Source organism: Pseudomonas sp. MF08875 (genome assembly GCF_059862525.1).
Genome location: NZ_JCBCUW010000061.1, coordinates 1 through 21,067 on the forward strand (window position 1 = coordinate 1; position 21,067 = coordinate 21,067).

A 21,067-nucleotide genomic window follows, 5' to 3' on the forward strand; every position below is an offset into this window, starting at 1 on the left:
ACCGTCGAAGCCGTCAATCGGACAGTAGCGAGGATCAATCTACGCCCGCGCAAGCGCTTGGGCTGGAAGACGCCGTACGAAGTGCATACAGGGGTGAGCGTTGCACTTATGTGTTGAATTCAGGAGGCATTTCAGGAGGCGTTGATGCGCAAAGGATGGCGAGGATTGAAAGGGGGGCTCTGCTTGACGGTTGTGGCCGTAATGAACGTGCAGGCGGCGACACAAGATTGCCCTGCCATCGTCTCACCCTTGAAGCGCCTGGAGTGTTTTGATCTGGCCGCCGGAACACCCGTCCATCATCCACCAGCGGTGGCGCGCGCCCTTGGTCGAGTACTGCCGATTGTCGATCTGGTGCAGCGCAACGAAGCCAAGCGCCCAGCCGAGGATCAGCGTTTTTTGTTGTCGTCGTTTCCAGAACCGGACAATGAACAGCAACAACGGCTGGTGATCTCTGCTCCAGCCTTGGGCACGTTGCCGCCTCGGCCGTACCTGGCCATCAGCTGCGAATCGAAAATTTCCCGCCTGCAGCTGGTACTGGATGAACCGGCCAAACCCAACAAGATTAGGATCCAACTGTTCAAGGATGAGCGTCCGGTGTCCGAGGGCTATCAGTGGCAGGTGCTGGACGATGCTGGGCTGGTGGTCGACGCCGGACGTGGGTTGCAGGCTATTTCCCTGTTACGCAACATGGGTGGCGGCCAACGCTTGCGACTGGAGAGTGACTACTCTCGGCTGCACGGCCTGGTGTTCGACGCTGAAGGATTGGGCGAGCTGATCGAGCAGGAGCGCCAAGTATGTCGCTGGTGATCGATGTTCCAGCCGACACCGCCAAGCTGCTACTGACGCCCATCGACCACGAACAGCCCGCTGGGCTTTTCGACGTGGAGGATGAAACCTACCAGGCTATCGACCAGGAAATGGTCAAGCTCGGCGGCCTGCATGAAGGCAACATCGACTGGCCGTATATCGACGAAGCCTCCCGCGAATATCTGGCCACCCAATGCAAGCACTGGCGCATCATCGGCCACCTGCAAGTGGTGTGGTTGCGCACCCGGCAATGGGCGCGCTGGGCCGATGCCCTCGGCCTGATAGCCGGCATGGTTGAGCTGTATTGGGACAGTGCCTACCCCAAGCCTGGCCCGACTGGGTACCTGAACAAACGCAAGCAGGTACAACGTCTGCTGGGCGAGCTTGTGCAGGTGTTACTCCGACAGCCTCGGTGGCTACCTGGTACGCAATGACGTGCTGGAGCAGTTGAAAAAGGTCGAGCGCATCCGCGACACCTTCTTCAACCACCGCGGCCACCTGGCCGTGCAACTCACCATCGAACCCCTGGCTCTCAGTGCAACCCGCCTGAGCAGCATGCTCAGCGTTGACGGCCAACTGATCCCCTACCAGCACGGCGCGCCACAACGCAGCGGGCTGGTGTGGCCCAACAGCCTGGGCAATTCCAATGGCAGCCAGCTCACGCTAGTGCATAGCACCGGTAATACCGCCAGCTTGAGCTATCGCGGGCCGTGGTCGCTGTTCCGGCTGCTTAGCCGCGGGCACCTCAATGGCCGCACCGACACCAGTGTGGACCTGACCTTTTCCATTGCCGACGGGTTGATGCGTTATCGGATTGGCGCGGAGAAGGCCAACAACCCGATAACCCAGCGAAGTTTCGACGGGTTCGTGTTGCCGAGGACGTTGCTGGAGGAGCGTCGATCAAAAAAAAGCATGAACAAAGTTGAGGGTGTCGCCGCAACAGCGTTTAGCGATGAGCGTGAATAAATCAGCCAGTGCTGGATACGCAGTAATCAAAAGTGAAACAGGACCTTTTACATGGCAATCAAGCTACAACTGTTGACTGAAAACCCCAAAGAAATTGAGTTAATTGAGCGTTACTGGGCAGTCGATGAATCAGGGCAATACCTCGAAAAAGTCAGTGCTTTAGCCGGCATTATTGAAATGGCTCAAGGCGTCACACTGACTAGCTTTATTCGGCAGCGCTGCAATGCGTTCGATGAACATCAAGTTTGTCTGAAGTGCGCAGAACTGATCGAAATCAAAAATCGCTCCGAGGCCAAAAAGGTCCCTCAGCGACCAACCAAACTTTGTACTGTGTGCCAGGAAGACCAAGACGCGATTGTGCTTAAAGCTGCAAAGGCGAAATCGGCAGAGCTTGAACGGCAGTTGGCCGAATACACCCGCAAGCAGTCAACCCGAACGGTGGACTATTCAGAGATACCGGACAACCAGGTGCTCCTTCTATTGGCGTTAGACAGGGCCATTACGCCGAGATTGACCAATGGCGGCTTTACAGTAGGCGACTGCCGTGGATTGGCACCTCGGTATGTTGGCGACTTTGTGCAGCAATTGCGTGAGGCTGGACTGGTTTTTGATGATCCCGGTAAAGCAAGGCCCGGGACCTACTACTGGGAGGGCGATGAGATTTGGAGGGTGAGGGACCAGGTGGTTTATCGTTTGGCTCCAGATGTCGCATCAAGGAGTGCGGACGAGATCATTCGAAGCCTGGTGGATAGGGTGTACACCGATGCTGATGGGATTTTCAACCTGTGGCTTGATTACTCAGTTGCTGATGTCATGCGCTATTTGGGAAGCCAGTGCGAACTCTATCACCATGACCTGTCGGCAGCAGAGCTGGAAGAGATTAAAAGTACGATGCGCTCGGCATTGGAAACCTACAGCGTTTCACAACTTTGGTCGGTGGCCTGGAAGGTCGTCAGAGACGCCGCAAGTTTAGCCAATCGTGAATACTACAACCGTCCCAAAGCAGCTGCGACCATTCCAGGAAAGATTCGGCGGAACTTGGAGAAGGTTCAGCGAGAGTCGATTGAGCTCAAGGCGTGGAGTCGTCCTGAACAACATCCTGCCGGTACACTGGGAATGGTATTGGGGGAAATCTTGGGCGTTGACGAAAATACCTCAGGACATATGGTTTCTTCTCTTGTTACCTGGCTCACTGGACACGCATGTTCACCAAGTGTCGAAGCAGAGCTTGGCGAACCTACCCGGGAATTGATGACTAAAGCGTTAGCTCACGACGCCAGCTCCTCAGTGATGCTGCGGTTCGCGGAGCTGATCCGTGCCGGCCATGGTGTGAGGTTCGCGGTCAAGGAAATTGCCGGTTCTTTTAGTACGTAAATGCCCAGGCCTTGTTGATCCTCCCTTGGCTATTGTTCGGCTGGTAAACCGGACAGCTGGTGCAGCTTCTGTAGCAGTCCCTCTGAGCGGCGTTGTAAGTGATGACTACGCCTGCGCTTCGGTGGAGGTGGCCGACTTGGTACGTTTGGCCTGACAGGCCTGCTCTGGCCGAGGGCGTTGCAACGCTTGCAGCAGACAGCGGGTGGCCACGCGGTCGGTGTCTGACAGGTCGCGGTAGTACTGCAGCACCTGAACCTCATCGCGGGTCAGGCGCAGCACGCCCTGCGCACTGCTGCGGGACACGGGTTTGGCGGATGACTGAATCGTGGTCGACATCACGGGGCTCCTCCTCGGGTGGGTCAGTGGGACAGGCGTTCGCCGGGCAGGTCTCGGCCGAACGCACCGGTACTGGTGACTAAATAGCGCATTTGCCTGCAGCCGGCCTGTGCTTTTTCGCCTGGCATCGCATTTTCAGAACGGGCTGTCGGCGACACCGCACAAGCGTCTCAGACGTGACTGACACGCGAGGCTGGCATGGTGTGCTACGCCTCAGTCGGAGGGGGGGCAGCATAAAAGGGTGAGTACATAATTGCGTGCCTCGGGCGTTCCAAACACCCGCCAAGAACTTCTCCCCCCTTGCTGTAGCTACTTTGCTCTTTTGGGGCGTGCGAAAAGCTCCCGTCCGTCGCTTAAGTTCGGTCGGCATCGTGCCCAAATGCAAAGAGGTGTTTCAGAGCGCGGCCTTAAGTGATGGGTGGCTCCGCCCAGTCCTGGCTGGCGACTGATCCTGCTGCGCCTGGCAAATGCACCAGCGGGCCGAGGTGATCCGGGGGCAATCCCCGGCGCCTGCTTCCTGGTAGAAGGCGCCGGAGCTGGTTCGGTTGCCCCTTTGGCCCAAAAATTGCTCTGTCAGTTGGTGACAAACAGTGTTGCCGGACACAATGCGTATAGGTAAGCTTCCACAGCTGTTGATGTTCGGTGTGCAAATGTGAAGTTTTGGTGGGTTGCCAGTCTTAGTGATTCGTATGCCATGGAAGGTGCATCGTGCTTTGTTGGTTTGAAATTTAGCGGTTAAGGCAGGTAGATGGATGCTTCAGCTTAATCAGGCAGATCAATTGACCTGCAACTCAAACCCTTCGGGTGGTCAGTCTGTTTTCCGGGTGGATTTCAGGGCTGGTGTGCGCAATGCACTGCCCAAAGTTGCTATTTTATTGTGCACCTATCAAGGACAGCGCTATTTAGCTGAGCAATTGGCTTCTTTCGAGGCCCAGTCTCACACAAATTGGAGTGTTTGGGCCTCCGACGATGGTTCAAAAGATGACACGCTGGCGATTCTTGAGGCTCACCAGCAGAAGTGGGCTGAAGGCCGTTTGTTCATGCTTTCCGGTCAAGCGCAGGGTTTTGCCGCCAATTTTGTCTCGTTGACATGTAAAGACCTGATCGAGGCAGATTTCTACGCCTATTCTGATCAGGATGATATCTGGGAGGCGGATAAGCTGGCTCGTGCGGTGCAGTGGCTGCAGACCTTGCCAGCAGGCGTGCCAGGCTTGTATTGCACGCGCACTCGACTGGTTGATGCCGACAACAATGAAATCGGTTTCTCGCCACTGTTTTCCAAATTTCCCGGTTTTGCGAATGCGTTGATGCAAAACATCGGTGGTGGCAACACCATGGTGTTCAATAACTCGGCGAGACAGCTCCTGCGTGAGGCTGGAGAAAACAAATCCGTCGTGACTCATGACTGGTGGGCGTACATGTTGGTGACTGGCTGCGGTGGTCAAGTGTTTTACGACCCTGAGCCTACTCTGCGCTACCGTCAGCACAGTTGCAATTTGGTGGGTACGAACTCTGGCTGGATGGCTCGCTTCAAGCGCGTTCGCATGCTGTTTGAGGGGCGTTTCAAGGAGTGGGGTGATAGCAATATTGCCGTATTGAACACGTTGGAGCATAGGCTGACCCCCGAAAATCGGGAAATCCTCCAGCGCTTTGTCGCTGCCCGAAACATGAGTTTGATCCCGCGTCTGATTTATCTAAAGCGTGCAGGTGTTTACCGTCAAACGCTGCTCGGAAATATCGGGCTGATTGCGGCAGCAGTGTTCGGAAAAATCTGAATAATGAAGGTTATGCGTGGGATGTCTTTACGCAAAACCATCTCCTGCCCGGTTATCCAGCGGAAGCGCTCTGTATGGGCACGGCAGCGAAACTCGTTGTGAGCGTTCTGCCAGAATGGTCATTGGCTAAAACCTTACTCCTAAAATTGAGCAGCGGCGTAGTCGCTGCAACGTATTTCTATTTGCAGTTGAAGGTCATCATTGCGCCCAACAGCTCTCTCTTTACTGCTGGTAAGCATTACGGCGTGCTCCGCAGGGGCCGCCTCAGCCATGAATGACACAAGCGTATTAGGTTAAGGGACAGCATGAAACGCAAAGACAGCATCTTTTTAGGCGATCAAACAGGGTTCACCCTTTATTTCACCCCGATGGGGGGAGGCAATTTGCTCTCGACGCTTGGGGAGATCATCGCCTGATGCAAGTGCATTTTGCTAGCCCCAGGGCGATGCTGGCTAACTTATGGTGCTACCGACAGCTGATCTGGGCCTCAACCAAAAGAGAGGTGCTTGGGCGCTACCGTGGGTCGGCCCTGGGATTGCTATGGTCGTTCTTCAATCCGGTGTTCATGCTGCTTGTGTACACCTTTGTATTTAGCATGGTGTTCAAGGCTCGGTGGAGTAGCGCCAGCGACTCAAAAGCTGAATTTGCGCTGGTGTTGTTTGCCGGGTTGATGATCTTCAACTTGTTTGCCGAATGCATAAATCGTGCTCCGGGACTCATTCTCTCCAATGTGAACTACGTCAAGAAGGTGGTGTTTCCGCTCGAAATACTGCCCTTCGTCACGTTGTTATCGGCGCTGTTTCATATGGGTGTCAGCTTGGTGGTGTGGTTGCTGGCCTATGTGATTTTGATTGGGCTGCCTCATCTGACGGTGTTTTATCTGCCCCTCATCCTGCTGCCGCTTGCGTTGTTGATTATGGGCGTGAGCTGGGCGCTGGCATCGCTTGGTGTGTACCTGCGGGATGTCTCGCAGCTCATTGGCGTGGTCACGATGTCGCTAATGTTTTTAAGTCCGATTTTTTATCCGGCTACTGCGCTGCCGGAATCGTACCGTTACCTGCTCTATCTGAATCCGCTCACTACCGTCATTGAGCAGGCCAGGGCGGTACTTTACTTTGGAACGTCGCCAGACTTTGCCCTGTTGGCGATTTTCTGGGCGGCTACATGCCTTGTTGCCTGGTTGGGTTTTGCCTGGTTCCAGAAGACACGCAAGGGGTTTGCTGATGTCCTCTGAAGTTGCCATCAAGGTTGAAAGCCTGAGCAAGTGCTATCACATCTACGATCAGCCTCGTGATCGCCTCAAGCAGTTTGTTCTCCCTCACGTTCAGCGTGTGCTAGGCGCACGTTCGCGCCAGTACTACCGTGAGTTCTGGGCGCTGAGAGGCGTGAGTTTCGAGGTGAGAAAAGGAGAGACGGTCGGAATAGTCGGCCGCAATGGCAGTGGCAAGTCGACTCTGCTGCAAATGATCTGCGGCACGCTCAATCCCACTGACGGCAGTATTCAAACTCAGGGTCGAGTGGCTGCGTTGCTGGAGTTGGGGGCGGGCTTCAATCCGGAGTTTACCGGGCGTGAGAACGTCTATTTGAACGCGGCAATATTGGGCCTCAGCAGAGAGGAAACCGATCGGCGCTTTGACGACATCGCGGCTTTTGCCGAGATCGGAGCGTTCATCGAACAACCGGTCAGAAGCTACTCAAGCGGGATGGTTGTGCGGTTGGCGTTTGCGGTGGCTATTAACGTTGATCCGGACATTCTTATCGTTGACGAGGCGCTCTCTGTTGGTGACGAGTTGTTCCAGCGCAAATGTTTCTCAAGGATAGAGAGCATACGAAACTCGGGGGCGACGATTCTCTTCGTTTCTCACTCGGCGGCAACGGTAGTGGGTTTATGTGATCGCGCTATTCTGCTCGATTCTGGAGAGTTGCTGACGGTCGGCGAACCGAAGCGAATTGTTGGCGGCTACCAGAAACTCCTTTACGCGCCAGCGGCTACGCGGGAGGAAGTGCGTGAGGCCATGCGTGCCAGTTGCTATGAGCCGAGTGGTGCCGAGCCTGAGGGCGATGCGCTGGTCGTGACGGGTAGCGCATCTGTCAGTGAGCGCACCGACGTAGATCAAGAGTCTTTTGATCCTGATTTCGTACCGCAAAGTACGATCATATTCGAGCCCCGTGGGGCGTTGATCGGCGATACCCGAATCTTTACTCATGATGGCGTCCAGGTAAATGGGCTGGTGCGAGGGCGCACTTACTATTTCCATTATGACGTGAGCTTTGATCGCATTGTTACCAATGTCCGTTTTGGGATGTCGATCCGGTCGTCCAGCGGAATGCCGTTGGGAGGCGGGCTGTCAGCCTCGAGCCCTTCTGAAGCGATTCTGGTGGTTGAGCCGGGCACCCGCTTCCTGGTCAAGTTCTCATTTAAATGTCTTTTGAATACCGGTGTTTTTTTCCTGAATGCCGGTGTGTTCGGTTGCGATGAATCGAAGGAGGAAGTGGTGCTGCATCGGAAGGCGGATATTCTCGCGTTCCGAGTACTGCCTGTCGTCGACAATCGAGCCACGGAATTGATCGATTTTGGCTTTGAATGTTCGGTGGAAATGAATGCATAGTTTGTTTGATGGATTGCTGGTTTCATGCCCGAACGACGGTGGACTCTTCCTGGTTCATGGGGGTAAGGCGAGCCGCCTGGACTCTTTGTCTTGCACCGGCGTAGATGTGAGCGGAGATTCCGTCCTGCGTGGTCTGCAGTCCACCGGATTGGCGCTGACAGGCAAGCTCAATTGGTCGCGCACCGGTGACGTGACGTTGTTCGATGATGTGCACGACGTGCTGCTTGACGGTGAGCTGTGCTACGTCGTTGGTACCACCGGAAACGAAGTGGTTTGCTTCAATGAGGCGGGCACCGAGATGGGGCGTTGGGCGTTTTCGCAACAACCAGACTCTTGGCATCTGAACTGTTTGGCCCGTTGGAAGGAATCAATCGTCTTTTCCGCTTTCGGTATGGCCGAAACGACCCGGGGCTACAAAGGCAACACCCAGGGTGCCGGGTTTGTTCAGGACCTGTTTTCGGGACAAAAGTATATTGAGGGGTTGTCACAGCCCCACAGCCTTGTTCCTCACGGTGAGAACCTTTTGCTCGCCAACTCCGAGTGCAAGGAAGTCCGTGAGTATTCACCGGACGGCGCGCTGTTGCGCACGGCCGTCCTGGATGGATATACGCGAGGCATTTGTGTCGTGGGGGATCTGCTCTACGTCGGCCTGAGTTGCTCGCGTAACATCGACGACACGCAGCTTTCGTCCGCCACCGTGGTGGCGCTGGACATTGCGACGTGGGCCGAGAGGGGGCGCATAAGCTTGAACGCCCTCGAAATCTACTCAATCGTCTCAGTCGTCGATACCGACGTGATGCTCAGAGCCTTGGGGCCGTTGAGCGAGAGTATTGTCGATCGGCTGACGTCGTTGTGGCGCGACAGCAGGGGGTTGGCCATTCGGTTGGAGCAGCGTGTCGTCGAATGTGACGAACAGTTGCAGGAGAAGGACCGTCTCTGGAATGCTCGGTTCGAGCAGGAGACAGCTGATCATGCCGCGCAGATTCAGCGAATCGCGGATGAGTGCGAGTCGAAGCTGGCCGCCAAGGATGAGACCTTGGTGGAGCGTGTCGAACAGATCGCAATTGATCATGTCGCGGATATTCAACGATTGGCGTACGAGCGCGATTTAATGCTGTCGGAGAAGGACCAGGTATGGTCCGAGCGACTCGTGCAGATAGCCGCAGAGCATGTTGCCGAGATCCAGCGAATTTCACATGAGCGTGACATGATCCTCAGGGACAAGGATCAGGTTTGGTCGGCACGGCAGGATCATTTCAACTACGTCGAAGCACGTCGTACCGAAATGCTGAAGCGGCTTTCGCCCAATGTCAGCGTGGTAACGGTCAATTACAACGGTAAAGCATTCCTGCGTGAGCTGATCGCAAGCCTCCTGCGCCAGACCTATATTCCCGCTGAAATCATTGTGGTCGACAATGCGTCGAATGATGGCTCCGTGGAGTTTCTCCGCGAGGAGTTCCCGTCGGTCAAGGTTTTGCGTAGCGAAGTCAATCTCGGGTTTGCAGGCGGCAACAATCTGGGAGTGAGTGCGGCCACCTCTCCGTTGCTGGCGTTGATCAACAACGATACGGTGGTTTCTGACACGTGGCTTGAAGGTCTTGTGGGCACCTGGACCCAACGCACCGCCGCCGGGGAAAGGGTGGGGGCAGTTTCTCCCAAAATTGTGTATTTCAAACGGTTCCTGCAGGTCAGGCTTCGTGCGCCGACTCAATCGCCAGGCGGTGGTGATGGGCGGATGCTTGGAGTGGCGATCGATCTGTCGGAAACCGCATTTGTTGGCGTCAGCTACACAAAGCCTATTGTCGGTCAGGGTTTCTACCATGAGGAACGTTGGTCTGAGGGCAGGATCGTGCGTTGGACCGGCGAGATGGCCGAGCTGATGCTGCCTGTTGGCGAGGCGCAACTGGGTGGGCCGCTGACGCTGCGTATTGTAGCAACTACGGTCGGACGCCCTGAGGGCGTCCCTCTTGAAGTAGAGTGCGACGGGCAGTTGCTCGGCACTTGTCTTGTGCGGGAAGGATTCGCAGAGTTCCAGTTCGATGTTCCCGGTGATGTGTCCAACAACGCCAAATGGGTCGTCAATAATGCCGGTAGCGCCCTTGATGGTCGGGGGAATGCTGCGGATATCGGGATCAATCAGTCCGACGCTGGGCAATTTGATCAGCCCAGGGAACTGGACGCTTTTTGCGGTTGCAGCGTGCTGATGTCTCGAATGCTTTTTGTCGAGCATGGCGGGTTCGACGAGCGCTTCTTCATGTATTACGAAGATGCCGACCTTTCCTGGCGTATTCGCAAGGCGGGTTGGAAGATTCTGTTTGAGCCCCAATCCGTGGTTCGACATATTCATGCTGGAAGCAGTGGCGAGTGGTCGCCGAGTTTTCGTTACCATGTGACGCGAAATTACTGGCTTAACGCTTTCAAAAACGCAGGGCCGTCTCACTTGGCGGTGCAAACTGCTCGGTTTATCCGCGTTCTTGCGCGGGCAGTACGAGGTAATAGACGTGCCGGCTTATTGTCGTGGCGGGGAAAATCGTTGAATGAGATGACGCCCCAGCAAATCGAGCTCAAGGCACTTCTAAAAGCGACGTTGATGATTCCCGCTATTTTGGGGATGCGTCTTCGTACACTTATGCGAAAGGATCGCTGAATGAAAATCGGTATTTACAATCGATATTGGAACACGTGTGGTGGTGGCGAAAACTATACTGGCTCGGTCGCTGAGATATTGTCCAGAGATCACGAGGTGGAGTTGATATCGATTGAACCAGTGGACTGGAGCCGCCTGGAGTCAAGGCTTCATCTGGATCTTTCTCGGTGCACCATGCGCGAGTGGCCGAACGAGCCATGCGAGCGATTGTCGCCGCGTTCTTCGCATTACGATTTGTTTGTTAACAGCACCTATTCGTCATCGTTGATGCCGCGCTCCAAGAAGTCGGCATTGATTTGCTACTTTCCGCATCGTGTCGATGCCTTGTCGTCAATGCGTGGGCGGGCATTGCAATGGGTGCGGGAACTGGTGCGTGGCAACAAACGAGATTTGCTTCGCGTCGGCCGTCGACGCGGTGGTGTGATTACTCCCATGGCCGGTGTCTATGAGGTCGAGCCCGATGGGCGTGCCTGGGTGAGCGCCGAGGCTGTTCTGATGGTGTCTGGTGCGCATTCCCACACCTTCAAGATCCCTCTTTGGCCCGAGGCCTACAACGGTATCGAGACGGTTCGAGTGGATGGCGAGGCGCTTCCCTGGCACATGGAAGGAAATGTCCTGCACGTGGCATGCAAGTCAAATGGCCAGCGCCATAGCAGTTTGCTTTCCATTTTCTGCAAACCTGTGGTGATGAGCGAACTAGGCCTTTCATCGGACTCACGGCAGTTGGGCGCGTGTATCGACACGCGCTCGCTCAAATGGGGGACTGAGGCGCCGCTCAAAAGGCACAGTTCACGTGATTCACTGCGAGCCTATGACCGGGTCATATCCATATCGAACTTCACCTCGGAATGGATTGAACGGCGTTGGCAATTGCCATCCACCGAATTGCAGCCGCCGATCGACACGAACCTCTTCGGTTTCGACGGTTCGCCCTCAAAAGAAAAAATCATTCTGACCGTCGGGCGTTTTTTTGCCGGGGGGCATAACAAGAAGCATCACGAGATCGCGAGTGCATTCATTCGCCTGCGGCAAGAGGGAGTCATCCCCGACGGTTGGCGCCTGGTATTTGTGGGCTCCCGACATCGTGAGCACCAAATGCACCTTGATTACTTTGACCGTTTGACGGAGCTGTGCTCGGGCCACCCGATTGATATCCTTCCGGACCTGCCTTTTTCCGACCTGCTTACTTATTATCGCAAGGCGTCGATCTATTGGCATGGCGCGGGTTGGGGGGAGCGTGTCGAACAATTTCCCGAGCGCTTCGAGCACTTTGGCATGACTACCTGCGAGGCTATGGCTTGCGCCTGTGTTCCGGTAGTATTCGATGCAGCGGGCCAGCAGGAAATCGTTGCAAGCGAGGACCTGGGGTTCCGCTATTCGACTTACGAAATGCTTGCAACGCAAATGCGTGTTCTGGTTAACGCTTCGCCTGAAAGCCTGGCGCAAATAGGTCAGCGAGCGCAAGCGTCCATCGGGCGTTTCGCACGCGCCAATTTCCAGGCAAGGGTCAAGGAAGCATTCCGCGGGATTGCCTATTAGGGTTATTGGCTGGCCACGTGGCGCGCCGATCTGTTATCAATCAGATGTCGTTATCTGACGGGCGCCCGTTTTATTTAAGAGTGGTGATAGTCGCAGAAGTTGATGCGGCTGCACCCTGTTAGTTTTACTTTATCAAGGTAGATGATGAAACGCGCAATTATTACCGGTATTACAGGCCAGGATGGGGCTTATCTGGCAAAACTTCTTCTCGAGAAGAACTATATCGTCTATGGGACTTACCGACGATCGAGCTCGGTCAATTTCTGGCGAATCAAGGAGCTGGGCGTTGCCGGCCACCCTTGCCTGAATTTGGTTGAGTACGATCTGACTGATCTGTCGTCCAGCATTCGCCTGATGCAAACCACAGAGGCTGATGAGGTTTACAACCTCGCCGCGCAGAGCTTCGTGGGCGTTTCCTTCGATCAGCCCATCACGACGGCTGAAATCACCGGCCTTGGTGCGGTGAATCTGCTTGAAGCCATCCGTATCGTGAATCCCAAGGCCAGGTTTTATCAGGCCTCCACCTCCGAAATGTTCGGCAAGGTACAGGCGATTCCACAGCGGGAGGACACGCCGTTCTACCCGCGTAGCCCGTACGGTGTGGCGAAATTGTATGCCCACTGGATGACGATCAATTACCGTGAAAGCTATGACATCTTTGGTAGCAGCGGAATTCTGTTCAACCACGAGTCACCTTTGCGTGGTCGTGAGTTCGTCACAAGAAAGATCACTGACACCGTAGCGAAAATCAGCCTCGGCAAGGCGGACGTCCTGGAGTTGGGCAATATGGATGCTCGCCGAGACTGGGGCTTTGCGGCGGAGTACGTTGAGGGGATGTGGCGGATGTTGCAGGCGGAGCGCCCGGACAGCTACATTTTGGCCACTAATCGTACCGAGACGGTAAGAACATTCGTCAGCTTGGCGTTCAAGGCTGTCGGTATTGATATCGAGTTCCGCAACCAGGCTGAAAATGAGATCGGCGTTGACATTGCAACGGGCAGGACGCTGGTGCGCGTTAATCCGAAGTTCTATCGTCCGACCGAAGTGGAGTTGCTGATCGGCGACCCGCAGAAAGCGATGGATGAACTGGGCTGGTCGCCTGTCACCACGCTGGAAGAACTGTGCACCATGATGGTCGATGCGGACTTGAAGAGAAATGCCAATGGCTTCTCTTTCTGATAAACCGCGGGCCCTGGTTACCGGTTTGGATGGGTTCACCGGTCACTATGTGGCCGATGAATTGCGTCGCTCCGGCTACCAGGTGTTCGGAACCCGCCATAGTGGGCCCGATGATGTGGCTGCGGGGTGGTTTGGGGTAGATATCTGCGACCTTTCGGCACTCCGGCGTGTGGTTGAGGAAGTTGAGCCTGAGGTGGTTGTCCACTTGGCAGCCATTTCCTTTGTTGCGCATGGTGAGGCCGATGCCATCTACCGTGCCAACGTTGTTGGCACGAGGAACCTGCTCGAAGCCCTCGCAGGGCTGGCTCGTAAACCGCGCGCAGTGCTACTGGCCAGCAGTGCCAATGTTTATGGCAATGCCCCCGTGGAGTTGATCGATGAGACCGTTATCCTCGATCCCGCAAACGACTACGCGGTCAGCAAGTTGGCCATGGAGTATGTGGCCAGGTTGTGGATGGATCGTTTGCCAATCGTCGTCACGCGCCCTTTCAATTACACCGGAGTAGGGCAGGCCCCGCATTTTCTGATCCCGAAAATCGTTTCTCATTTTCAGCGTCGAGAGGCGCTGATCGAGTTGGGTAATTTGGACGTGGAGCGTGACTTTTCGGATGTCCGGGTGGTTGCTCAGGCTTACGTAAAACTGCTCGATGTCGCCCCTGCAGGGCAAGTAGTCAATGTGGGGTCGGGTCGGGTGGTGTCCTTGAAGGAAGTCCTCGCCCTGATGGGGGAGATTTCCGGCCACGACATCGAGGTCCGGGTAAATCCTGCCTTTGTCCGCGCCAATGAGGTCAGACGGCTTCAGGGCGACGTAAGCAAGTTGAGAGGGCTGGTCGACGATTATCAGCCAATACCGTTGATGGATACTTTGACGTGGATGTTTCGTAATGTCCCCTGAATACAAAGGAAATGTAAGCTCGTGAGCACTACCCCAAATGCGCTGAATGTCGAGGCTCCCTGGTGGCGCGCAAAGGGAATTTTTCCGTTGGGCCTGCAAGTGCTGCTGGCCTGCTTGATGTGCGCGGCTCTGGCGTTGTTCCTCACCGGCAAGCCGGCAAGCGCTCTGACGGTGCTTTGGAGCAATATCTACGAGGTACGCAATGCTGCGACCATCGTTGTAGTGCTCACGCTGGTTGCGCTAGTGGCCACCTTCCGGCCTCATCCAATCAATGGCGTGGTTGCGGTGCTTGCTGCGTTCGTTCTGATGGCAGGCCCGGTCGCAACCGTGTGGGCGTTGACCGCGAGCTTCGTTGCAGCGGCGTTGGGGTATCAGCTTATCGGGCTTAAGGCCCGTGCGCAGCTTGCCCGGTCGGACGTTGCGCGATTGGCGCTGGCGTTTTGGGTGGGCAAGGCGATGTTTTTGCTTATCCTCGCGGTGCTCAGTTTTTTCCCAATTAATACACGTTTTATGGAAGGCGCCCTGTTGGGTGCGCTGTTGCTGCTTTCGCCGATCGGACGTGGCGAGGTCGTGCGAGTGCTGCGCGAGCTCCTCGTTTCTCGTCCAAGGGAACTGAGGGCCGTAGGAGGCTGGAAGGTTCCGCGGTTCTTCTTGCTCTTGTCGGTCATGCTGTTAATTGTTGCGTCAGTGCACCCTGGGTTTGACGGGGATGCGATGACGATGCACATGCGCATCGCACGTGAAATGCAGACCAAGGGCATGTGGGGTTACGACTTCCGTGAATACGTGTTCGCGGTCATGCCTCTCGCGCCTCAACTTAATTTCAGCGCAATGTTTATTGCCGGAAACGTCGAGGCAGTCAAGGTTGAGCTTGTACTGCAATTTCTCGCAATGCTGGCCCTTGTCGCTACCGGCGGCGGTTTCCGTTTGCGCCCGACCGGCGTCGCCATAGCGGCGGTGTTGGCCTTTGTGCCGATGTTCGTGCGTGAGGTGTCGGGGCTTTTCATCGAGGTGACCCTGTGTGGGTTCATCCTCGCATCTGCGGTCCTGTTAACGTCTTCACTGCGTCATCGATCCATCGAGTTGGCGTTGTTGGCGGCACTTTGCGCGGCGGGCGCCAGTGCGACCAAGACATTCGGGTTGTTGCTGGCCCCGGTGATCCTGGCGGTACTGGTAGTCAATTGGCGTGAGATCGGCAAAACCACGGATCGACTTCGTTTGTCGATGATTCTTTTGGCAGCCCTGGTGCTGGCCTTGTTTTTTTACGTGGTGGCGTGGCTGAAGACCGGAAACCCACTGTTTCCGTTCTTTAACGGGGTGTTCAAGTCACCTTACTGGGACCCTGTCAATTTCCTGGACCGTCGCTGGGCTGGTCATCTCTCGTGGGACTTGCCGTGGAAAATGACCTTCGAGTCGTCCCGCTACGAGGAGTCCAGTGACGGCTCCATGGGGCTGATGATCGTGTTCTTGTTGGCGTGCGCCGGGAGTGTGGTTGCGGTGTGCCGGCGCAACCTTTTGGCGCTGGTTCCATTCGGTGTCGGGGTGATCTACCTGGTGGCGGTGGGGGTGCAGATACAGTACTTGCGTTACTTCTTGCCGGGTTTTGCCCTGCTGGCGACGAGCATTGCCTATTACATGCACATTGTTGTCAGGCGGCCACAAAGCGCCCTGTGGGTGATTATCCTGGGTTGCCTGTTTGCGGCGAATCTGTTCGGCCTGCCGGCGAGTCGCTTTGTTAACGGGATGATGCATGTTCCGGCAATGAACATGGTATCGCCGAGTCCTTACCGTGGTGTGCCATCGGCAAATTACGCCGAGGAAATGCTCAATGCCCATCAGTACATGGGCAATATACTCAACGCTTCGCTGCGCACGACGCCGACTGTATTGCTGCTGGGTTGCCCCTATGGCGCCTATTTCAATGGTCGAACCATCTACACGACATGGCACAACTACAGTTGGGCGAGCCGGGAAACCCAACTGCTCGACACCGCACAATTCGAACGTTATCTAGCGGAAAACAAAGTCAGCCACATCGTGCTGGATGGATGTACGAAGCCAAACGTGCGCGCCGCCCTTGCCCCCTACATTCAGCAGCACTTTCCGCGGATGGCGGAGTTGTGGGGCGTTGAAATGTATGAAGTCACTCACTGATGTGCACGGGTGGTGATGCGCTCCCGGGAGCGCGTTTTCCACCCCACGCTTGGCTAATGGTCAGTCTCGTATTTGCAAACGGATAAATAATTAACATGACGAATAGTTCTCCACCCAAAGTAGCAGTGGTGATTCCTTGTTATAAAGTCAAAAACCATATTCTGGGTGTGATCGGCGGAATCGGCCCTGAAGTGGTACGTATCTATGCAGTCGACGATTGCTGCCCGGACGGTTCGGGGGATTTCATCGAGGCCAATTGCTCCGATGAACGAGTGATTGTTCTGCGACATTCCGAGAATCAGGGCGTTGGTGGTGCCGTGATGTCTGGCTATCGAGCCGCCATTGACGACGATATGGAAGTGATCGTGAAGGTGGATGGTGACGGCCAGATGGACCCGAGCCTGATTCCCGACTTCATCACGCCGATCCTTGCGGGTGAGGCCGATTACACGAAGGGCAACCGTTTCTTCGATCTGGAAGAAATTCGGGCAATGCCACGTATGCGTCTGTTCGGTAACGCCATGTTGTCGTTCATGACCAAGCTGTCTTCAGGCTACTGGGATCTGTTTGATCCCACCAACGGTTATACCGCTATTCATGTGACAGTGGCTCGGCACTTGCCTTTCAAAAAAATAAGCAATCGCTACTTTTTCGAAACGGACATGCTGTTTCGGTTGAATACAATCCGTGCGGTAGTCGTGGATGTACCGATGAATGCCAAGTATGTCGACGAAGTCAGTAACCTGAAAATTTCCAAGATTATCGGCGAGTTCCTCGCCAAGCACGTGCGTAACTTCAGCAAGCGAATTTTTTACAGTTACTATCTGCGAGACATGTCGGTCGCCTCACTGGAGTTGCCACTTGGCCTGCTCTTCCTGGGTTTCGGCCTTCTGTACGGCGGATACCATTGGGTGGAGTCTGCCCAGATGGGCCTGCCCACACCTGCCGGGACGGTCATGATGTCAGCGTTGCCGATTATTGCGGGCATACAATTCCTGCTCGGATTTGTCAGCTACGATGTGGCCTCGGTTCCCGTTCGTCCCCTTCACCGGAGTATCCGGCGGCCAGGCGTCAACAATACTGGATCACGTGCGTGAGCTGACGTGCCGATCTGCCGACGCCGCCCCGTGTCAAGCGCATGGGGGGGCTGAAAAGGCAGGTCATCCGGAATCTGATATTCACCGGGTGTTCGAAGTTATATGCTCGGTCAGTACAGTGCCGCACTGAGGACAGTGCGATTGATTTTGAGTTTCGCCTGAAGCGACACCCCATGAACGGTACGCTGTTGAATTCATGCACTGGGCGACTCGGAGTCATTCTGACTGCTGCGACGCAGTCAGGCAGTATTTGCACAGAGTCAATGTACTTTAAATAATGGATTTTTTGCCAATGTCATCGCTCGGATCAAACGTTAGCACCGCAATTCAACCCGTCATTTTGTGCGGAGGGGCGGGAACACGGCTGTGGCCTCTGAGTCGGCAGAGTTATCCCAAGCAATTCATGCCGCTATTGGGCGGGCGCAGCTTGCTGGCGCTTACGCTGGAGCGAGTGCGCGAATTAAACCCGGACCCGTGGTGTGTGGCATCGATCGACCATCGTTTTCTGGTTATAGATGCCTTCGAGCAATGTCAGATGAATGGCAAGGTGTTGTTAGAGCCGACGGGCCGCAATACCGCTGCTGCAGTTGCCGTGGCTGCTCTACATGCAGACGACGACGCCCTTTTGCTGTTTTGCCCGGCAGACCATTACATTCCCGATGCTGCGGCGTTTGTCGAGCGCGTGCGCCAGGCCGAGGCGGCTGCGCTGAGCGGGGCGCTGGTGACCTTTGGGGTAGTGCCAACCTTCCCGAGCAGCGGGTATGGCTATATTGAGGCAGGCGACGCTTGGGAGGATTCCGGAGCACTTCTCGTGCAGCGCTTCATTGAAAAGCCTTCCGGTGCCCAAGCTGCGGAATTGCTGCTCAAGGGAAATGTGTACTGGAACGCGGGAATTTTTCTGGGGCTGGCCTCCGAATGGCGCCGAGCGCTTGAGCTGCATGCTCCCGACATTCTCGCAGCGTGCAAACGCTCGCTTGAGAAAGCAGCTGCCCCCGTCACCACGCGCGCGGGTCACAAAAGCGTGCAGTCGATAGCACTGGATGGGCCGTCTTTCGACGCCTGCCGTTCGCAAAGCATTGATTATGCTGTCATGGAGTATCACCGACCTATTTGCACCGTTTTGTTCAATGGCGCCTGGAGTGATGTGGGCAGTTGGAACGCGGTAGCTGATTTGAATACTGCCGACGATAGCGGCAACAGCAGTCAGGGCGACGCTCACCTGTTTGACTGTCAGAACACCTACGTTCATGCGGCGGGCCGCCGGCCGGTGGTGGCTTTGGGCCTCAAGGATGTATGTATTGTCGATACCGATGATGCCGTACTGGTAATGCCCATGAATCGTTGCGAGGACATCAAGGGTGTGGTCAGCCAACTGGCGGATCGGGAGGTTGCCCAGGCCCTGTTGCATCGTCGAGTGGCTAGGCCTTGGGGCTGGTATGACAGCCTGGATCAGGGCGAGCGCTTTCAGGTCAAGCGTATCGGCGTAAAGCCCGGTGCAAGCCTGAGCCTGCAGTTGCACCATCATCGCGCCGAACACTGGACAGTTGTGAAAGGCACCGCCGAGATCACCTGCGGTGATCGGGTGTACCTGCTGACTGAAAACCAGAGCACTTACATTCCTTTGGGCGAGCGCCATCGTCTGCACAACCCTGGCAAAGTCGAGCTGGAAATCATCGAGGTCCAGTCCGGCAGCTACCTGGGTGAGGATGACATTACCCGCCTTGAGGATATTTACGGGCGCATGGCTGATAGATTGGAGCCCGCTGGGTCGGCGTCACTGGCTATTGAGCAGAAACTTCAGTAAGTGTTGGACCGTGGTTTCTATGTCACGGTCCGACGTGTCCAGTTTTAGGGTGGGCTGCTCGGGCGCTTCATAGGGGCTATTTATGCCCGTCATGTTCGGCAGCTGACCGCTTCTTGCTTTTCTGTACAACCCTTTGGGGTCTCGTCGCTCACAGACTTCCAGGGGGGTGTCCACAAACACCTCAATAAAATGGTCCTTTCCGATCAATTGCCGGGCCATCTCGCGTTCGGCTCTGAAAGGGCTGATGAAGGCTGTCATCACGACCAGGCCGGCGTCCATCATCAGTTTGGCGACTTCGGCCACTCGGCGGATGTTCTCTACCCGATCAGCATCGGTAAAACCCAAGTCCTTGTTCAGGCCCTGGCGAACGTTGTCGCCATCCAGTATGTAGGTGCGTTTGCCTTGGGCGTGGAGTTCTTTTTCCAGCGCATTGGCAAGGGCTGACTTACCTGAGCCCGAAAGGCCGGTAAACCAGATGACTTTTCCTGTGTGGCCATTGAGTCGCTCGCGGTCTGAGCGGGTAATGCTCAGTGCCTGACGGTGCACGTTTTGCGCCCGGCGCAGGTTGTGGCGAATCATGCCGGCGGCCACTGTGGCCTTGGTAAAAGGGTCGACCAGGATGAAACCGCCGAGTGTTTGCGATTCTCCATAAGGTGCAAATACCAACGGTTTACTGAGGGCCAGGTTGGCCACGACAATGTCGTTGAGCTTGAGTTGCCGGCACGCTTCGTGTGCCTGGGTGTTCACATTCACACGGTACTTCAAGGTGGTGATGCTGGCAGCCGCCCATTGGTTGGCGAGCTTCAGGTCATACGTCCTGCTTATCAGCCCTGCTTCGTCGACCATCCAGACAAGCGTGGCTTCGAATTGATCAGTCATCTCCAGGGGCTGATCTACCCGCGCGATCACATCTCCCCGCGAGACATCCACTTCCTGGTCCAGTACCAGCGTCACGGCGTCTCCAGAGGTGGCTTTGGAGTGGTCGCCATCCGCAGTTACAAGTTGCGCGACTTTCGCGGTTTGGCCGGAGGCGGTAATGCGTACTTCGTCACCCAGTGCTAATTCACCGGATGCAAGCGTGCCGCTGAAGCCTCGAAAGTCGGCATTGGGGCGGTTGACCCATTGCACCGGAAACACCACTTTTTTGCTGCTGGAGCGCTGGACATCAATGCTTTCAAGGTAGCTGATCAGGGTTGGGCCCGTGTACCAGGGCGTATTGGCTGAGCGGGTGGTGATGTTGTCGCCTTTGAGCGCCGATAAGGGGATGGCTGTCAGGGTTTGAAACGCCAGCGGTTCGGCCACCGTTTGGAAGGTTGCCAGGAGGGTGTCGAAGACCTGTCGGTCATAGGTGACCAGGTCCATTTTGTTAATGGCCAAAATGATATGGCGGATACCGAGTAGCGACGCCAGGTAGGCATGTCGTCGAGTTTGGGTGAGCACCCCCTGCTGTGCATCAATCAACAACACCGCAACATCGGCGGTTGAGGCGCCCGTGACCATGTTGCGGGTGTACTGCTCATGTCCGGGGGTATCGGCAACGATAAACTTGCGCCGGGGTGTCGAGAAAAAACGATAGGCCACATCGATGGTAATGCCTTGTTCACGCTCGGCACTCAGCCCATCGACGAGCAGTGCGAAGTCCAGATCGTTGCCTTGCGTGCCATGGCGTTTGGAGGCGGCCTGGAGGTCGTGCAACTGATCATCGAAAACTTGCCTGGACTCCCACAGCAGGCGGCCAATCAGGGTGCTCTTGCCGTCATCCACGCTGCCGCAGGTAATGAAACGCAACAGGTCTTGATGGCGCTGCTGCTCGAAGAACTCAGGCAGGCTCAATGTGTGTGGCTCGGCTTGAGGCTTGCGAAGGCGAGATTTGATAGTGGCCATA

At 55.7% G+C, this 21,067-nt stretch carries 15 protein-coding genes and 2 pseudogenes; 15 read left to right on the forward strand and 2 right to left on the reverse strand.

Annotation, left to right across the window (positions count from 1 at the left end; all coding sequences use genetic code 11):
• The 5 genes and pseudogenes from AC19YT_RS25040 to AC19YT_RS25060 form a co-directional block, all read left to right on the forward strand.
• A pseudogene (locus tag AC19YT_RS25040) lies at nt 1-117 on the forward strand (IS30 family transposase); the annotation flags it as partial.
• A 27-nt stretch (nt 118-144) separates the two neighbouring features.
• The gene (gene vasI, locus AC19YT_RS25045; RefSeq protein WP_241485768.1) at nt 145-807 is read left to right on the forward strand and encodes a type VI secretion system-associated protein VasI; all 663 of its coding nucleotides are present in this window, start codon (nt 145-147) and stop codon (nt 805-807) included.
• Nucleotides 795-1,241, forward strand: coding sequence for a type VI secretion system ImpA family N-terminal domain-containing protein (locus tag AC19YT_RS25050; protein ID WP_048402976.1), 447 nt, complete (start codon nt 795-797; stop codon nt 1,239-1,241). Before vasI ends, AC19YT_RS25050 begins: the two co-directional genes overlap by 13 nt.
• Nucleotides 1,219-1,773: pseudogene (locus tag AC19YT_RS25055) on the forward strand (type VI secretion IcmF C-terminal domain-containing protein); the annotation flags it as partial. The gene AC19YT_RS25050 and the pseudogene AC19YT_RS25055, both read left to right, overlap by 23 nt.
• Nucleotides 1,774-1,824: 51 nt before the next feature.
• Nucleotides 1,825-3,147 carry a hypothetical protein gene (locus AC19YT_RS25060; protein ID WP_048402972.1) on the forward strand — a complete coding sequence of 441 codons (1,323 nt, stop codon included), beginning with the start codon at nt 1,825-1,827 and terminating at the stop codon, nt 3,145-3,147.
• A gap of 105 nt (nt 3,148-3,252) precedes the next feature.
• Here AC19YT_RS25060 and AC19YT_RS25065 read toward each other — a convergent pair whose 3' ends face one another.
• Complete coding sequence (locus AC19YT_RS25065; protein ID WP_048402971.1) at nt 3,253-3,483, reverse strand: hypothetical protein; 231 nt, start codon at nt 3,481-3,483, stop codon at nt 3,253-3,255.
• A gap of 752 nt (nt 3,484-4,235) precedes the next feature.
• Here AC19YT_RS25065 and AC19YT_RS25070 point away from each other — a divergent pair.
• From AC19YT_RS25070 to AC19YT_RS25115, 10 genes are all read left to right on the forward strand, one after another.
• Nucleotides 4,236-5,258 (forward strand): glycosyltransferase family 2 protein, encoded by a 1,023-nt coding sequence (locus tag AC19YT_RS25070; RefSeq protein WP_082149469.1) that lies wholly within the window; start codon nt 4,236-4,238, stop codon nt 5,256-5,258.
• Nucleotides 5,259-5,673: 415 nt separating this feature from the next.
• Nucleotides 5,674-6,492: an ABC transporter permease gene (locus tag AC19YT_RS25075; protein WP_048402968.1), complete on the forward strand. Its 819-nt coding sequence runs from the start codon at nt 5,674-5,676 to the stop codon at nt 6,490-6,492.
• A complete protein-coding gene (locus tag AC19YT_RS25080; protein WP_048402967.1) occupies nt 6,482-7,867 on the forward strand; it encodes an ABC transporter ATP-binding protein in 1,386 nt (461 codons plus the stop codon). Before AC19YT_RS25075 ends, AC19YT_RS25080 begins: the two co-directional genes overlap by 11 nt.
• Entirely contained in the window at nt 7,860-10,514 is a 2,655-nt protein-coding gene (locus AC19YT_RS25085) for a glycosyltransferase (RefSeq protein WP_048402966.1), read from the forward strand. Before AC19YT_RS25080 ends, AC19YT_RS25085 begins: the two co-directional genes overlap by 8 nt.
• The gene (locus tag AC19YT_RS25090; protein WP_048402964.1) at nt 10,515-12,053 is read left to right on the forward strand and encodes a glycosyltransferase family 4 protein; all 1,539 of its coding nucleotides are present in this window, start codon (nt 10,515-10,517) and stop codon (nt 12,051-12,053) included.
• A gap of 144 nt (nt 12,054-12,197) precedes the next feature.
• The gene (gene gmd / locus AC19YT_RS25095; RefSeq protein ID WP_048402963.1) at nt 12,198-13,232 is read left to right on the forward strand and encodes a GDP-mannose 4,6-dehydratase; all 1,035 of its coding nucleotides are present in this window, start codon (nt 12,198-12,200) and stop codon (nt 13,230-13,232) included.
• A complete protein-coding gene (locus tag AC19YT_RS25100; RefSeq protein ID WP_420865104.1) occupies nt 13,216-14,127 on the forward strand; it encodes a GDP-mannose 4,6-dehydratase in 912 nt (303 codons plus the stop codon). Before gmd ends, AC19YT_RS25100 begins: the two co-directional genes overlap by 17 nt.
• Before the next feature lie 21 nt (nt 14,128-14,148).
• A complete protein-coding gene (locus AC19YT_RS25105) occupies nt 14,149-16,281 on the forward strand; it encodes a hypothetical protein (protein ID WP_241485767.1) in 2,133 nt (710 codons plus the stop codon).
• A gap of 95 nt (nt 16,282-16,376) precedes the next feature.
• Nucleotides 16,377-17,378 carry a glycosyltransferase family 2 protein gene (locus tag AC19YT_RS25110; protein WP_048402960.1) on the forward strand — a complete coding sequence of 334 codons (1,002 nt, stop codon included), beginning with the start codon at nt 16,377-16,379 and terminating at the stop codon, nt 17,376-17,378.
• A 292-nt stretch (nt 17,379-17,670) separates the two neighbouring features.
• Nucleotides 17,671-19,182, forward strand: a complete 1,512-nt coding sequence (locus AC19YT_RS25115; RefSeq protein ID WP_048402958.1) for a mannose-1-phosphate guanylyltransferase/mannose-6-phosphate isomerase — start codon at nt 17,671-17,673, stop codon at nt 19,180-19,182.
• Here AC19YT_RS25115 and cysN read toward each other — a convergent pair.
• Nucleotides 19,153-21,066 (reverse strand): sulfate adenylyltransferase subunit CysN, encoded by a 1,914-nt coding sequence (gene cysN, locus AC19YT_RS25120; protein ID WP_048402957.1) that lies wholly within the window; start codon nt 21,064-21,066, stop codon nt 19,153-19,155. The genes AC19YT_RS25115 and cysN overlap by 30 nt on opposite strands.
• Between the last annotated feature and the right edge of the window lies 1 nt (nt 21,067).